The sequence below is a fragment of the Burkholderia sp. LMG 13014 genome, from assembly GCF_905232215.1.
Lineage (GTDB): Bacteria > Pseudomonadota > Gammaproteobacteria > Burkholderiales > Burkholderiaceae > Burkholderia.
Window position 1 is genome coordinate 1 of sequence record NZ_CAJNKE010000110.1, and the last position, 14370, is coordinate 14370.

Genomic DNA, 14370 nt, shown 5'->3' on the forward strand with positions numbered 1-14370 from the left:
GCGACGACGCGCTCGCGTGGCTCACGCGTCTCGAGTCCGCAACGCGGCCGTCGTAACCAGGAGAGTGTTCAGCATGACCGCACCTTGCGCGCCCGGCCGGCGCCGTTTTCTTGCCGCAACCGTCGGCGCCATCGGCGTGACGCTTTCGCTCGCCGCGTGCGCGTCGACGTTCCCGTTCATCCCCGATCACTACACGTTCTCGCGCGGTGACGTGCAGAAAGCCGTCGCGCGCAAGTTTCCGTACCAGAAGACGGTCGCGCAGGTCGTCGACGTGTCGCTCGCGAACCCGGCCGTCAACCTGCTGCCCGACCAGAACCGCGTCGCCGTGCAGCTCGACGCGCATTTCACGAGCCCGTTCCTGCGCGCGCCCGTCAGCGGCAAGTTCACCGTGTCGGGCCAGCTGGCTTACGACGCGCCGAGCCGCTCGGTCGTGCTGAAGTCGCCGGCCGTCGACAGCCTCGCGCTCGACGGCGACGCGCAGATGTACGCGCAACAGGTCGGCGCGGCCGCCGGCCTGCTCGCGACGCAGTTGCTGACCAACTATCCGATCTACACGTTCAAGCCCGAACAACTGCAATTTGCCGGGGTGAACTACGAACCCGGTACAATTACGATTCTTACAAACGGCATACGCGTGGCGATCGTCGAGAAATGACGACGAACCGCGCTCGGCCGGAGGGGGGCCGCGCGTGGAAGAGTGGCCCATTCATTCGACCATTTCGGAGTTGGGCCACGGATGGACTGGATCCTGATCTGCAAGGCTTTGATCCTCGGCGTCGTCGAGGGGCTGACGGAATTCCTGCCGGTGTCGAGCACCGGTCACCTGATCGTCGCGGGCAGCTTCCTCAATTTCAACGATGCGCACGCGAAGACATTCGACGTCGTGATCCAGTTCGGTGCGATCCTCGCGGTCTGCTGGGAATACCGGCAACGGATCGCGTCCATCGTGTCCGGGCTGCCGAGCCGGCCCGACGCGCGGCGCTTCACGCTGAACGTCGTGATCGCGACGATTCCCGCGATCGCGCTCGGCCTGCTGTTCGAGAAGAAGATCAAGGCCGTGCTGTTCTCGCCGGTGCCCGTCGCGTTCGCGCTCGTCGTGGGCGGCGCGATCATCCTGTGGGCCGAGGCGCGGCAGCGCGAGCGTCGCGAGCCGCCGCGCGTGGTGTCGGTCGATGCGCTGACGCCGCTCGATGCGCTCAAGGTCGGCATCGCGCAGTGTTTCGCGCTGATTCCCGGCATGTCGCGCTCGGGCTCGACGATCATCGGCGGGATGCTGTTCGGCCTCGACCGGCGCGTCGCCACCGAATTCTCGTTCTTCCTCGCGATTCCGATCATCTTCGGCGCGACGCTTTACGAAACCGTCAAGGACTGGCAGGCGTTCACCGTCGATTCGCTCGGCCTGTTCGCGCTCGGGCTCGTCGCGGCGTTCGTCAGCGCGTTCGTGTGCGTGCGCTGGCTGCTGCGCTACGTCGCGACGCACGATTTCACGGTGTTCGCGTGGTACCGGATCGCGTTCGGGTTGTTCGTGCTGCTGGTCGGGTACAGCGGCTGGCTGAACTGGGCGTGATGCGATGAACTGGGCGTGACGCGAATGCGGAGGCGGGTGCGCCTCCGATGAAAAAAGCCCGATCGGCAGATGCCGGTCGGGCTTTTTTTATCTGGAGCGGGGCGGCGTGCGCCGCCGCAGCGGGAGGACTCAGCCAGCGCGCTTGCGGAACACCAGGTCCCACACGCCGTGGCCGAGCCGCAGCCCGCGACGTTCGAACTTCGTCACCGGGCGATAGTCGGGGCGCGGTGCGTAGTCGGCGGCCGTGTTTTCGAGCGTCGGCTCCGCGCCGAGTACTTCGAGCATCTGTTCCGCGTAGTTCTGCCAGTCGGTCGCGCAGTGAATGTACGCGCCGGGCTTCAGGCGCGACGCGAGATGCGCGACGAGCGGCGGCTGGATCAGCCGGCGCTTGTGGTGGCGCGCCTTGTGCCACGGGTCGGGGAAGAAGATGTGCACGCCGTCGAGGCTTTCCGGCGCGAGCATGTGCTCGAGCACCTCGACCGCGTCGTGCTGGATGATGCGGATGTTCGGCAGATCCTGCTCGCCGATCAGCTTCAGCAGCGCGCCGACGCCCGGCTCGTGCACCTCGACGCCGAGGAAGTCGTCGCCGGGGCGGTTTGCGGCGATTTCCGCGGTCGATGCGCCCATGCCGAAGCCGATTTCGAGGATGCGCGGCGCGCTGCGGCCGAATACGGCATCCCAGTCGGGCATCTCCGGTGAATACGGGACGACGAAGCGCGGGCCGAGGTCGTCAAGTGCGCGGCGCTGGCCGGTCGACACGCGGCCGGCGCGCGTCACGAAGCTGCGGATGCGGCGGTGGTGCAGCGGGTTGACTTCGTCGGCGCCTTCGGCGGCTTCGTCGGGAATGGCGTCGTCGTGCGGCGGCAGGCCGGCTTCGTTCGGTTCGTCGTGCATCATCGGTGACAGAGAAAGGCTCGGTTGCGGGCGAGGGCATCGGGCGCGCGGGACGCGCCAGCGCGGTACAAAAAAGCCGCCTTCGACGAGGCGGCTGGGCGCGCGGTTGCGGAACGTGGCGACGGGAGCGGCGATACGCCGTCAAGCCGTTGATCCTTAAGGATTTCCCGTTCAGCCAACCGGAAAGAGCCGGATTATGGACTGGTTTGATCCGACTGGCAAGGTTGCGGGGGCTGAGGCCGTGCCGCCGTCGGCCCGGCGGCGGCGTGCTCGGGGGTGAGGGGCATAGGGGGACAGGGCCGAAGCGCATGCCGCATCGGCCCTCGTTTCAGCGAACGGATGCGTTGTGCGTCACGCGACGCGCTGGTCGAGCCGGCGGCGCGTGATCGCCTTGATCTGGTTCAGCGCGGAGTCGAGTTCGAATGCGTTCTCGCGCGACACGCGGCTTTCCAGTTCGAAGAACATGCCGGCCTTCGTGTAGTGACGCACGCAGATGATGAACGGGAAGCCATGCTGCTCGCGATACGCGCGGTTCATCCGCTGCAGGCGGATTTCCTCGTCGTCGGTCAGTGCGTCGAGGCCGGCGCTCGTCTGTTCGCTGACCGCTTTTCCCGATGAGGGAGGGTGTGTCTTTTTTCTTTGGGGGGCGGGATGGTTCGGACGATGTGCTGTCGCCGGGCGATTGAGTAGAATCGCGTACGCAGCCGGCATGACCGGGTGCGTGAGACGCGTGCGCAACGTGATGAAAATGAACAGTGCGCGTTTCGTTTCGACGGCCTGCGGCCAGAACGACAAGAAGCGATGACGGCTGCCGCGACGATTCATGTTTCGCCGATGGTTGCGCTTGCAACAACCATGCGAGAGGGTGAGTCGGCATGATCCGCCATCACTGGCCTTTGGGGAGAAAAGCCATGAGTGAAACAACTTCCGTGCGTCGCAAGATCGGTAGCAGCCCGGCCATCCTTGCACTCGCCGAGTGTGCGATTGCCGGCATCGTCGGTATATCGATCCTGAATAATCCGGAGGCCTTTGCGGGGGCGTCGGGATTTGGTGCGATCGGTACGGCGCTGGTTGTCGTGGTTCTGTGCGGCATCGTTTCGCTGGGCGGTCTCGTCTGGGCGATCGGTGCGTTGCTGCATGCGAAAGATGATGCCGGAGTGGACTTGGTGCCGGCATATTGCGCGATCGTGCTTCATGGCCTGCTGTGCTTGCCCATCCTCATCGTGATGTTTGTCGGAGGCATGAGGTAGGCGTCGCGTGCTTCGACCGGCCTTTGCATGTCGTTGGGCGAGGGCGGCTGGAGGTATGTGGCGGATGGAGCAGACGCCGGACTCTATGTCACGGGTGAGCTATCGGGCGATCCTGGGGCAGGCGCGCGACGGAAATGCACCGTGGCACACATTTGAGACGGATATCGCGGGAAGAGTGGCGGTGACTGCCGGAGAACCCTGCAAGCCTGGCGCGGCAGGGGTTTGAGATGTACTGGAGCGGGCGATGGGAATCGAACCCACGTCATCAGCTTGGGAAGCTGAGGTAATGGCCATTATACGACGCCCGCAGAACGCGTAATTCTACAGGGGGTTCGGTGGGGATGGCAAGCGGGAGGTTTGGGGCGGTGGCAGCGAAACCGGCATGGCTCGATGCTGGGGCGGTGGCGTCGCGGGCCGTGTCGGGCGAGCCCCTCGCTATTCACCGGATCACCCATCCCCAGGCTGAAGGCACATCCCTTCTGCGCGCTGTAGCATCGGAGCCGAATTTTAACGGCCCAACGGATGGGTCGAATACGGTCGGCGATACCGTCGTCGGCGCCGTCGCGGGGGCCTTCTCGCATAGGCCATGCGCGGCGAGCCCTCACCGATGTCGGAAAACAATCCACGGAAGAACAGAACCCACGATGCTGAATACCCTGACCATGACTCCCGAGCAGGAACTGGATGCGCGCGCCAAAGCGTTTTACCTGCTCAAGAAATGGACAAGCGTGACCTTCCTGGATCATGCAGTGAGTCTGTTCAGGGATTTCCTTCACGCGTACGCCAGGCAGTTGGACACGCCGAGCCCGAATCAGGCGGAACTGGCGGCAGCGTATGCCGGCGATTTCCTGAATGCGTTGGCGAGGATGGATCAAGGCATCGAGACATTGCGACAAGGTGCCGACAAGCGATCGGCTTACGGTGCGTTCATAACGGGTAGCGAGAAGGGGGGCGAGCTGTTGTTCGGGCGGAGTGCGCACGAGGTTGGTCGAACCTATGACCCGTTTTTCCACGCGCTTGGCGTGAGGGATACGAGATTGTCGGATTTCGAATATGCAACGGGGTATGCGGAAGGGGCGTGGATTGAAGAGTTGAGCTGTCAGGCGCTCAAGTGCACGGTCGGGCTCGATTTTTCCGAATACCTTACCTATGGCAAGCGTGCCGACGGCGGCACGCGTGTGTTCAAGCACTGGACCTATGAATCGTTGTTCCAGGATCCGTTTTTTCCTGCATGGCGATATTGGCCGCCTGGTCGCAGCTATCCCGCAGAACTTCCTCCTTGTCCGCCCAGGAACGAATCCGCGGCCGGTGAGGTCGACAGCGATCAGGCGATTCCAGTCGAGGGTATCTGGGAGCCATGGTTTCCGGCCGGCAAGGTCGGCTGTCCGAGTTACTTCCTCAAGGGCAGTGTTGCCCACAGGTACCTGCTGGAAGGGACCAACGACGAACAGGTGGTGCGCTGGCGGCTGCTTTGGGAAGACACGCGTTACCGGGATGGCAGCATTCCGGCGGAGGAGGAAACTTACTTCCCCCCACCTGTCGCGTTGTCGCCGCTCGATCAGGCAGCGGTAGCCGATGCCGGCAAACAATCGACGGACGAACAGGTTCCGTGATGTTGAATACGTTGACCATGACCCCCGAGCAGGAGCAGGGCGCGCGAGCACAGGCGTTTTATCTGCTCAAGAAATGGACGAGTTTTACGTTCCTGGAATACGCCGTTGGACTATATCGGGACTTTCTCGGTGCATACGCAAAACAACTGGACACACCGAGCCCGAATCAGGTGGAGCTTGAGGAAGCCTACAGACATGATTTCCTGGGGGCACTGGTGCGAATGGATCTGGGCATCGATGCATTGCGCCGAGGTCATGACAAACGAGCGGCATACGACGCGCTGATTATTGGAAGCCAGCAAGGTGGCGACCTGTTGTTTGGGCGGAGCGCGCTTGAAATCGGTCGTAAATACGATCCGTTTTTTCATTCACTGGGACTGAAGGACACCAACTTTGCGGACCCGGTGTATGCCACCGGGTTCGCGGAGGGCGTGTGGATCGAGAGATTGATTGGCTACGCGCTCAAGTGCACGGTCGGATTCGGTTTTACCGGGATGCTGGCATACGGAACACGTGCGGATGGCGGGACCCGCGTTTTTGAGCACTGGACCTATGAATCCATGTTCGAAGATGCGCCCCTTCCGGCCTGGCGGTATTGGCCACCCGGTCGTACCTATCCCGCATCGCTTCCTCCCTGTCCGCCCAGGAACGAATCCGGCAGCGGCGAGATTGACAGCGATCAGGCGATTCCAGTCGAGGGTATCTGGGAGCCATGGTTTCCGGCCGGCAAGGTCGGCTGTCCGAGTTACTTCCTCAAGGGCAGTGTTGCCCACAGGTACCTGCTGGAAGGGACCAACGACGAACAGGTGGTGCGCTGGCGGCTGCTTTGGGAGGACACGCGTTACCGGGATGGCAGCATTCCGGCGGAGGAGGGAACTTACTTCCCCAAGCCTGTCGCGTAACCGAGGCTACGGGTCCTGCCCGGAGAGCCTTTTCCGCGCACCGGTTGCTGGCATAGCCCGGCCGTGAAAGATCCGGTTTGTGTCGAGGCTGGAGCGTCCATGCCGGGGCTGCCCCGCACCGCGTGGGGGATGGTCATTCGGCATTATGGCGATCCTCAACCGGACAATTGAATCGCTGCCGAGGCGGAGTGCCCGCACGCAGGCCCGTGTCGAAATTAGACGAGTCCGCGTCGGAAGCATACAAGTCCCCGCCACGCTTTCGAACTAACGTGACAGGCCTCTTATACGATCGTTAGTCTGGAGCCGACATGTCCGATTTCATCACCGTTTTGCGCGAAACCTGCCCGACCCCCGTCCTTGACGCGACCAAGTGGAAGCGCATCGGCGGCGATCCGCACACCGTGAACCTGAACGCTTACCTCTCGAAGGACGGCAGCAAGATCATGGGCACCTGGATCTGCACGCCGGGCAAGTTCGAGGTGAACTACGAGAAATGGGAGTACTGCCACTTCCTCGACGGCTACTGCATCATCACGCCGGAAGGCGAGAAGGCGGTGCACCTGAAAGCCGGCGACGTGTTCGTGATCGAACCCGGCATGAAAGGGACGTGGGAAGTGGTGGAAACGGTGCGCAAGTACTTCGTGTTCGCCTGAGCGAGTCGATCGGTTCGGCCTGCGCAAATAGCGCCGGTCGTTCCGACACGTTGAGCCGCACCCTTCAGCCGATACCATCGAACGGGGATAGCTGCCGGGATGACCCGCGAGGGATTCCGGCTCAATAAAACTCGTTCCGGTTCGGAAACAGTTCGCCGAGCGTGGTCGCGTGCCCGGCCGGTTCCGCTATCCCGCCGATCGCGCCGGGTGCCTGACGCTCGCGATACGCGCTCGGCGACATCCCGTACGCGCGCCGGAACTCGCGCCCGAGATGCGACGCATCGGCAAAACCGCAGGCGGCCGCGATTTCGGAAATGTTCTTGTCCAGATGCGTCAGCATCCATGCGGCCGTGCGAATCCGGATCGCCCGGTAGCAGGCGGCCGGCCCGCTGCCGGTCGCTTCCCTGAACAGCCGTTCCAGCTGTCTCGACGAGACGTCCAGCCGTCGCGCCAGCTCGTCGATCGTAATCGAGTGGCTGATGTGTTGCTCCATCAGCAGGATCGCGCGCTTCACCTTCGGATGCGCGTTGGGCGCGACGCCGGGCGGATGCGGTTGCGGCGCGCTGACCGTTTCGCGCCCGTCGACCAGCAGGATCCGGAGCGCCTTGTAGACGATCGACGGCTCGATGTGCCGCACCAGGATCGCGGCCGCGACGTCAATCGACGCGCGCCCGCCGGAGCAGGTCACGCGCCGGCCGTCCACCACGTAGAGACGATCGGACACCACGAGCTTCGCATCGACCGACGGAAACCGCTCGATGAAGTCCCAGTAGTGAAACCAGCTGATGCAGATCCGGTGTCCGGTCATCACGCCCGCCCGTGTCAGCGCGAACGCCCCCGTGCAGATGCCGACCAGCATCGCACCGGTCGATGCGGCCGCGCGAATGAATTCCAGCGTGGCCGCATCGAGTTCCGGGCGGGCATGCAGGAGCCCGCCCACGACGACCACGTAGTCGTATGCCTGACGCGCATTCAACGACTCCCACGCCGGGATCTGGATTCCGCAGCTGGCGCGCACGGGGGCGGCCATGTCGCCGAGGATCGTCCACGACAGTCTGACCGGCCGGCTGTTGTCGCCCTCGTCGGCCGCGAGCCGCAATACGTCGACCATGCCCGAGAACGCCGTCAGCGTGAAATTCGGCAACAGGATGAAGCCGAACCGGATACGTGCCGGCGTGTCGGATTCCGGCGGGCTTGCGACAGGCACTGCATGACTCATGATGATGCGCGGATAAGGCAGCTGCTCGCGCAGATGCAAAACAAGGAGGGCCGGCGCGATGCTCGGCGAATCGCACCGGCGGCCAGCGTGAGCCGCAGCCCCGGGTTGCCGTGCGGACGGACGTCGTGAACGACGCGGCCGGCAGGGAGATCGCCGGCCGGGCCGAGCCGGAAACATCGCTATGGCATGACAGTCGTCGGCGAAGGGCACCAGGCAACCGAAACACGCGAAACCCGATGCGACCGACTCGCCGGCAGCGGCAACCGCGCGCCTGCCTGCGCGCGCCGAGTCGTCCTCAGGCCGACGACACGCCGCGGCGGCTGAGGCTCGACTGCGCATCGCGGCCGCGCTGGTTGAGCCACGCGGCGACCAGCACGAGCCCGGCGAGCACGCCGGTTGCCGCGACTTCCATCCGGTGGCCGTCGAGGAACAGCATCGTGACGAGCGTCCCGCAGATGAACACGATGACTGCCCACGTGAGCCACGGGAACAGCCACATCCGCAGCGTCAGCGCCGAACCGCTCACGTCGAGCATGCGGCGCATCCGCAGTTGCGACACCGCGATCACCAGATACACGAGCAGCGCGATCGCGCCGGATGTCGCGATCAGCACGTTGAACACCTGTTCCGGCACCACGTAGTTCGCGATCACGGTCAGGAAGCCGAACGCGGTCGACGCGAGCACGGCCGCGCGCGGCGTGCCGGTCGAATCGGTGCGGTGCAGGAATGCCGGTGCATCCTTGCGCTTCGACAGCGAGAACAGCATCCGCGATGCGGTGTACAGCGCCGAGTTCAGGCAGCTCGCGACCGACACGAGCACGATCACGTCGATGATCGCTTTCGCGTGCGGGACGCCGAGCAGTTCCATCACACGCTGGTACGAGCCGTGTACCGGCAGCAGCGGGTCGTTCCACGGCACGATCGCGGTGACGAACAGGATCGAGCCGAGATAGAACAGCGTGATGCGCCAGATCACCGAATTCGTCGCGCGCACGATCTGCTGCTCCGGATGCGCGGATTCGGCCGCGGCGATCGTCACGATCTCGGTGCCGACGAACGAGAACATCGTCATCAGCATGCCGGCGAACACCGCGCCGATCCCGTTCGGCATGAACCCGCCGTGCGCGACCAGGTTCGAGAAGCCAGATGCGTGACCGCCCGGCAGCAGCCCGAACACGGCCGCACCGCCGATCGCGATGAACACGACGATCGCGACGACCTTGATCAGCGCGAACCAGAATTCGAATTCGCCGTAGTTCTTGACGGAGAAGAGGTTGGTCACCGTCAGCAGCAGCGTGACGCCGAGCGCGAAAATCCAGGTCGCGACGGAGGGGAACCACGCATTCAGGATGGTCGCGGCCGCCGTCGCCTCGATCGGGATCACGAGCACCCAGAACCACCAGTACAGCCAGCCGATCGTGAAGCCGGCCCAATGGCCGATCGCGCGATCGGCATAGGTTGAGAACGAGCCGCTGTCCGGATGGGCGACGGCCATTTCCCCGAGCATGCGCATCACGAGGACGACGAGCGCACCTGTCAACGCATACGCGATCAATGCCGCCGGTCCCGCCGCCGCGATCGCGTGGCCGGAGCCGACGAACAGGCCCGCGCCGATCACGCCCCCGATCGACAGCATCGTGACGTGGCGTGGCTTCAGGCCTGTTGCCAGGCCCGTATGACTACCATTCATGTCGTCCTCCAATCCCTGTTTCCAGTATCTGGTTTGTTGTTCAATGCGCTGCACGTTGCAGGGAGCCATCGTGGCGTTTCCGCATGCGTTGGCCTGCCTGACGACATGTATCTTCTCGGCACAAAACCACGCGATCTAGAAAATATCCGACCGCAACCCATAACAAATGCGACGCGCTGTTGATCGGCGGCGACACTTTTCGCGTGTGATGCCGATGGAAGCGGCGATGCCTCGGGGCAAACGCGGATTGCGGGGTGCGATCGGATATCGGCAGGCGCCGCCGATATCGGGCGTGGATGACAGGGCGGTACACGTGTAACGCGTGACGGAGAACGCGTCCGTCCGCCGATGTGGCGCGGCGCGATTCGGACGCAGCCGTTCGGGGCGCATGACGGTCGCGAGCCTGCAAGGCATCGCGCAAGCACCTATGATGCAGCGATCCGACCGTCGCGCCGGCCGCCACGCGAGCATGACCCTCGAACACCGAACGTATTCCCGGAACCCCGACCATGCGCATCACCGCGATCCACGAACAAGCGATTCCCGTGTCCCGCTATGCCGATCCGGCGATCGCGTCCGGTGGCCTGACGACGAGTGTGGTCGCGGTCGTCACCGACGTCGTGCGTGACGGCCGCGCAGTGACGGGCTACGGCTACGCATCGGTCGGCCGTTTCGCGCAGGGCGGCCTGATTCGCGAACGGTTCGCGCCGCGCCTGCTGGCCGCGGCCGACACGCTCGCGGACGAAGCGGGCACGAACCTCGACCCGTTCCGCGCATGGCGCGCGATGATGGCCGGCGAAAAACCCGGTGGGCACGGCGAGCGATGCGTCGCAATCGGCACGCTCGACATGGCGATCTGGGATGCTGCCGCGAAGATTGCCGGCCTGCCGCTTCATCGCTTTCTCGCTGACCGACTCGAACGCACGGCGGCACCACGCGTGCGCGTGTATGCAGGCGGCGGCTACCGCTATCCGCAGGACGATCTCGCGCGTCTGTCGGACGAGATGCGCCGCATCGCCGATCTTGGCTACACGCACGCGAAGATCAAGATCGGCGGCGCGGATCTCGACCAGGACCGCAGGCGCATCGAAGCTGCCGCCACGCAATTGGCGGACAGTTCGCATCTCGCGGTCGACGCGATGAACACGTACGACGCGACGACCGTCGACGCGGCCGCCGCGATGCTCGCGCCGTTCGACCTCTGGTGGTTCGAGGACATCTGCGATCCGCTCGACCTGCCGCTCCAGGCGGATCTCGCCACGCGTTACGCACCGCCGATCGCGGCCGGCGAAGCGCTGTTCTCGCTCGCGGAAGCGAAGCTGCTCGACCGCTACGGCGGTTTGCGCCCCGATCGCGACGTGCTGGTGTTCGATCCGGTGCATGGCTACGGGCTGCCGGGTTATCTGCAGATCGTCGAGCACTTCGCATCGCGCGGCTGGCGGCGCGACGCATTCTGGCCGCATGGCGGCCACCTGTTCTCGCTGCATGTCGTCGCGGCGCTCGGGCTCGGCGGGGCGGAAGTCAATCCGTTCGCGTTCCATCCGTTCAGCGGACTGGCCGATGGCGCGCGCGTCGACGCCGGATACGCACCCGTACCGCAGGCACCGGGCATCGGCTTCGAGCTCCATGCCGGCGCGCACGACGTGTTTCGCACGTTATCGAGCCGCTGACGCCTGAAGCGCGTCGATCGCGAAACGCACCGCGAAGCCGAGCATCATTGCCGCGACGAAGCAATCGAGCAGGCGCCATGCCAGCGCATGGGCGAACCACGCGCGGCATGCGCGTGCGCCATAGGCGAGCAGCAGGAACCAGGCGAGCGACGCCGTCATCGCGCCGATTGCAAACGGCGCGCGTGCGGCGGGCGTGTGACTCACGATCACGGTGCCGAGCAGCAGCACGGTGTCGATCCACGCATACGGATTGAGCAATGAGACGGCGGCGGTCGCGAGCACCGTGCGCGACAGCGTGGGTTCGCTGCCCGGGCGTGGTCCATCGACGTGCTCCGGCTGTCGCCGCCGGATCGCGGAGCGCAGCGCGAGCAGGCCATAGCCGGCGAGATAAGCGATGCCGGCCCACAGCGCGGCCGACACCACGCCGGGATGCTGCGACAGCAACGACGACAATCCGTGCGCGCCGAGCATGATCAGCAGCGCGTCGCTGCCTGCGCAGACGAGGGCGATGGAGAGCAGATGGGGGCTCGAGATCGAGCGCTTGATGACGAACGCGTCCTTGGGGCCGACCGACGTGAACAGGGCGGCGCCAAGCAGCAGGCCTTCGGCGAAGGCAGAGGTGTCGAGCACGAGCGGGCCGACAACCTCTTAAGCTGAACCGGTGATGGTTACGATGAACGAAACGTTAAGGGGCGTCCGGGGGCGTTGTCAATGCCCGCCAGGCGCCCATACGCCGATGACTGGCCCGACACCGGTCAGTGAGTGGCCGCTTCGCCCAGGTTGAGCGCGACGAGCGCACAGACGGTCAGCGCGATGCCGGCGAGCTTCAGCGACGACACCGATTCATCGAAGCAGACGATGCCGATCACGGCCGTGGCCGCGGTGCTGGCGGCGGCCCAGCTGGCATACGCGAGCCCCATTTCGAGGCGCCTCGTCGCGAGCGCCATCAGCCAGACCGCGCAGGCATAACAGACGACGGTGAGCGCGGAGGGGAGCGGGCGGGAAAGGCCGGCCGAAAATTTCAGGCCGACGGAGCCGAGCACTTCGGCAAGGACACTGACGCCCAGCAGAAGCCAGGCAGACTGGAGCGGGGACACGAACGGCCTCCTTCCCCCGACGCTTATACCGAGCGGCGAGGAGAAGTGGCGGGGTCAGCGGTACCCAGGATGAACGGAGCTTAGTACGCGCGGCGGCCCGGCACAAGGCACGCAGCGTGCCCGTCACGCGCCGTCGGCCTGCCCGGCCGCCCACTCGGGCCGCTGCCCGAGCGCGTCGAACAGCCGGACGATCTCGGTTTTCACTTTCTGCACCGCGTTGCTGACGAGCGCCGTATCGTGCCAGCACAGCGACAGGTCGCGTGAGAACAGCCGGTGCGCGACCGTCGACAGCTTGAGCTTGCGCTCCTCGATCTCGACGTGCGCGGCCGTCCAAGGCAGGATCGTCACGCCGAGCTGCGCCATCACGGCCGCGAACAGCAGCCCGGTCGAGCTCGCCTCGAAGCTGATCTCGTACGACAGCCCGGCCTCGCGCATCGCCCAGTCGACCCGGTTGCGGATCGTATTCGGCGCGCTCGGCAGCACGAGCGGCATTCGCGCAATCGCGTCGAGCGGCACGGGATCGTCCGGCACCGGGAACCCGGGCCACGTGATCAGGTACAGCGTCTCCGTCAGCAGCCGGTGGACCGCGATGCCGCGCGTGTCGACCGCATCGACGACGATCGCGAGATCGAGCCGCGCGCGTTCGAGCAGCGTGTCGAGATCGGCGCTCGGCGCCTCGATCAGCTCCAGCATGATGCCCGGGTAGCGGTCGCGCACCGCGCGGGCAAGCGGAATGGCCAGCACGCGCGCGGTGCTCGACGGCATCCCGACCGTCACACGGCCCTGCGGTGTGTCGGCGTCGCGGCGCAGCAGCTCGCGCGTGCCGTCGGCCTGACGCAGCAGGTCGAGCGCGTGCTGATACAGCGTGCGGCCGGCGGCAGTCGGCGCAACGCCACGCACGCTCCGTTCGAGCAACTGCATCCCGAGATCCTGTTCGAGATTGCGCATCTGCTGGCTGACCGCCGGCTGCGCGACATGCAGCGCCTCGCTCGCATGCGTGACGTTGCCGCATTCGACGACCTTCACGAAATAGCGCAACTGCCTCAAGTCCATCGCCGCCGCCTCCCGATTCGAGCCATAAGCCAATCCGATCGAGCAAGATGAATATCATATTTTTCCCCGATCGATGGGGTTTCTATACTCGTCTCACAAAAGAGCCAGCCTGCCGGCCATCCCGGACCGGACGCGGCAAAAGTGCCGGCCCCGCCGGCAAGGAGACGAAGATGTTCAAGGCGATCGACGCGCCGGCGGCCGGCGCGAAGGCGCGGCGCACGCCGCTCACGCGCGAGCAGGTCAAGGGCTTCTGGGCCGTGTATGCGGGCTGGGTGCTCGACGGCGTGGATTCGGTGATCTACGCGCTGGTGCTGATTCCCGCGCTGACCGAACTGCTGCCGGCGTCCGGTATCGCGGCGACGCCCGCGAATCTCGGGATGTACGGTTCGATCCTGTTCGCGCTGTTCCTGATCGGCTGGGGGCTGTCGTTCATCTGGGGGCCGCTCGCCGACCGCTTCGGCCGCGTGCGCACGCTCGCCGCGAGCATCCTGATCTACTCGGTATTCACCGGCGCGGCCGCGTTCGTGCACGACGTGTGGGCGCTGGCCGCGTGCCGGCTGATCGCCGGGATCGGCGTCGGCGGCGAATGGGCGCTCGCGGGCACCTACGTCGCCGAGAGCTGGCCGGAAGACCGCCGCAAGATGGGCGCCGGCTACCTGCAGACCGGCTACTACTTCGGCTTCTTCATCGCGGCGTGCCTGAACTACACGATCGGTGCGACCTACGGGTGGCGCGCGATGTTCCTGTGCGGCCTCGCGCCGG

Annotated in this window: 15 protein-coding genes and 1 tRNA gene; 8 read left to right on the top strand and 8 right to left on the bottom strand. The window is 65.3% G+C overall.

Features of this window, described 5'->3' with window-relative positions; translation table 11 throughout:
- Window positions 1-73: 73 nt before the first annotated feature.
- A complete protein-coding gene (locus tag JYJ84_RS14310; RefSeq protein ID WP_122944662.1) occupies window positions 74-655 on the top strand; it encodes a DUF1439 domain-containing protein in 582 nt (193 codons plus the stop codon).
- A gap of 81 nt (window positions 656-736) precedes the next feature.
- Window positions 737-1567 (top strand): undecaprenyl-diphosphate phosphatase, encoded by an 831-nt coding sequence (locus tag JYJ84_RS14315; RefSeq protein ID WP_175222824.1) that lies wholly within the window; start codon window positions 737-739, stop codon window positions 1565-1567.
- A 129-nt stretch (window positions 1568-1696) separates the two neighbouring features.
- Here the strand turns inward: JYJ84_RS14315 and trmB are convergent, their stop codons facing one another.
- Both trmB and JYJ84_RS37800 read right to left on the bottom strand, forming a co-directional pair.
- The gene (trmB, locus tag JYJ84_RS14320) at window positions 1697-2464 is read right to left on the bottom strand and encodes a tRNA (guanosine(46)-N7)-methyltransferase TrmB (RefSeq protein WP_122944664.1); all 768 of its coding nucleotides are present in this window, start codon (window positions 2462-2464) and stop codon (window positions 1697-1699) included.
- Between the two features lie 348 nt (window positions 2465-2812).
- Complete coding sequence (locus tag JYJ84_RS37800) at window positions 2813-3286, bottom strand: 2-oxo-4-hydroxy-4-carboxy-5-ureidoimidazoline decarboxylase (protein WP_236027506.1); 474 nt, start codon at window positions 3284-3286, stop codon at window positions 2813-2815.
- Between the two features lie 86 nt (window positions 3287-3372).
- Here JYJ84_RS37800 and JYJ84_RS14330 point away from each other — a divergent pair, with 86 nt between their 5' ends.
- On the top strand, window positions 3373-3711 hold the full coding sequence (locus JYJ84_RS14330) for a hypothetical protein (RefSeq protein ID WP_122944665.1): 339 nt from the start codon (window positions 3373-3375) through the stop codon (window positions 3709-3711).
- A gap of 233 nt (window positions 3712-3944) precedes the next feature.
- On the opposite strand, the gene JYJ84_RS14335 is transcribed toward JYJ84_RS14330, so the two are convergent.
- A tRNA-Gly gene (locus JYJ84_RS14335) sits at window positions 3945-4019 on the bottom strand.
- 336 nt (window positions 4020-4355) lie between these two features.
- Between JYJ84_RS14335 and JYJ84_RS14340 the strand changes: the two genes are divergently transcribed.
- From JYJ84_RS14340 to JYJ84_RS14350, 3 genes are all read left to right on the top strand, one after another.
- On the top strand, window positions 4356-5324 hold the full coding sequence (locus JYJ84_RS14340) for an Imm72 family immunity protein (protein WP_122944666.1): 969 nt from the start codon (window positions 4356-4358) through the stop codon (window positions 5322-5324).
- The gene (locus JYJ84_RS14345) at window positions 5324-6226 is read left to right on the top strand and encodes an Imm72 family immunity protein (protein ID WP_236027509.1); all 903 of its coding nucleotides are present in this window, start codon (window positions 5324-5326) and stop codon (window positions 6224-6226) included. Before JYJ84_RS14340 ends, JYJ84_RS14345 begins: the two co-directional genes overlap by 1 nt.
- A gap of 308 nt (window positions 6227-6534) precedes the next feature.
- The gene (locus JYJ84_RS14350) at window positions 6535-6879 is read left to right on the top strand and encodes a cupin domain-containing protein (RefSeq protein WP_089439410.1); all 345 of its coding nucleotides are present in this window, start codon (window positions 6535-6537) and stop codon (window positions 6877-6879) included.
- Between the two features lie 121 nt (window positions 6880-7000).
- On the opposite strand, the gene JYJ84_RS14355 is transcribed toward JYJ84_RS14350, so the two are convergent.
- Both JYJ84_RS14355 and gabP read right to left on the bottom strand, forming a co-directional pair.
- Window positions 7001-8098, bottom strand: a complete 1098-nt coding sequence (locus tag JYJ84_RS14355) for a GlxA family transcriptional regulator (protein WP_175222823.1) — start codon at window positions 8096-8098, stop codon at window positions 7001-7003.
- Between the two features lie 295 nt (window positions 8099-8393).
- Entirely contained in the window at window positions 8394-9788 is a 1395-nt protein-coding gene (gene gabP, locus JYJ84_RS14360; RefSeq protein ID WP_175222822.1) for a GABA permease, read from the bottom strand.
- Window positions 9789-10297: 509 nt separating this feature from the next.
- Here gabP and JYJ84_RS14365 point away from each other — a divergent pair.
- Window positions 10298-11458 (top strand): enolase C-terminal domain-like protein, encoded by a 1161-nt coding sequence (locus JYJ84_RS14365; RefSeq protein ID WP_175222821.1) that lies wholly within the window; start codon window positions 10298-10300, stop codon window positions 11456-11458.
- Here the strand turns inward: JYJ84_RS14365 and JYJ84_RS14370 are convergent.
- The 3 genes from JYJ84_RS14370 to JYJ84_RS14380 all read right to left on the bottom strand — a co-directional run bounded on the left by JYJ84_RS14370 (window position 11444) and on the right by JYJ84_RS14380 (window position 13608).
- Entirely contained in the window at window positions 11444-12088 is a 645-nt protein-coding gene (locus JYJ84_RS14370) for a LysE/ArgO family amino acid transporter (RefSeq protein ID WP_175222820.1), read from the bottom strand. The two genes, JYJ84_RS14365 and JYJ84_RS14370, sit on opposite strands and share 15 nt — an antisense overlap.
- 125 nt (window positions 12089-12213) lie before the next feature.
- Window positions 12214-12555: a multidrug efflux SMR transporter gene (locus JYJ84_RS14375; protein ID WP_175222819.1), complete on the bottom strand. Its 342-nt coding sequence runs from the start codon at window positions 12553-12555 to the stop codon at window positions 12214-12216.
- Between the two features lie 123 nt (window positions 12556-12678).
- Window positions 12679-13608 carry a LysR substrate-binding domain-containing protein gene (locus tag JYJ84_RS14380; RefSeq protein ID WP_175222818.1) on the bottom strand — a complete coding sequence of 310 codons (930 nt, stop codon included), beginning with the start codon at window positions 13606-13608 and terminating at the stop codon, window positions 12679-12681.
- Between the two features lie 170 nt (window positions 13609-13778).
- Here JYJ84_RS14380 and JYJ84_RS14385 point away from each other — a divergent pair.
- The coding region (locus tag JYJ84_RS14385; protein WP_205189236.1) for an MFS transporter at window positions 13779-14370 on the top strand (592 nt) is incomplete at its 3' end.

Coding starts and splice junctions, on each gene's coding strand:
- JYJ84_RS14310 (WP_122944662.1), top strand. CDS start 74: ATGACCGCACCTTGCGCGCCCGGCCGGCGCCGTTTTCTTGCCGCAACC.
- JYJ84_RS14315 (WP_175222824.1), top strand. CDS start 737: ATGGACTGGATCCTGATCTGCAAGGCTTTGATCCTCGGCGTCGTCGAG.
- trmB (WP_122944664.1), bottom strand. CDS start 2,464: ATGATGCACGACGAACCGAACGAAGCCGGCCTGCCGCCGCACGACGAC.
- JYJ84_RS37800 (WP_236027506.1), bottom strand. CDS start 3,286: ATGAATCGTCGCGGCAGCCGTCATCGCTTCTTGTCGTTCTGGCCGCAG.
- JYJ84_RS14330 (WP_122944665.1), top strand. CDS start 3,373: ATGAGTGAAACAACTTCCGTGCGTCGCAAGATCGGTAGCAGCCCGGCC.
- JYJ84_RS14340 (WP_122944666.1), top strand. CDS start 4,356: ATGCTGAATACCCTGACCATGACTCCCGAGCAGGAACTGGATGCGCGC.
- JYJ84_RS14345 (WP_236027509.1), top strand. CDS start 5,324: ATGTTGAATACGTTGACCATGACCCCCGAGCAGGAGCAGGGCGCGCGA.
- JYJ84_RS14350 (WP_089439410.1), top strand. CDS start 6,535: ATGTCCGATTTCATCACCGTTTTGCGCGAAACCTGCCCGACCCCCGTC.
- JYJ84_RS14355 (WP_175222823.1), bottom strand. CDS start 8,098: ATGAGTCATGCAGTGCCTGTCGCAAGCCCGCCGGAATCCGACACGCCG.
- gabP (WP_175222822.1), bottom strand. CDS start 9,788: ATGAATGGTAGTCATACGGGCCTGGCAACAGGCCTGAAGCCACGCCAC.
- JYJ84_RS14365 (WP_175222821.1), top strand. CDS start 10,298: ATGCGCATCACCGCGATCCACGAACAAGCGATTCCCGTGTCCCGCTAT.
- JYJ84_RS14380 (WP_175222818.1), bottom strand. CDS start 13,608: ATGGACTTGAGGCAGTTGCGCTATTTCGTGAAGGTCGTCGAATGCGGC.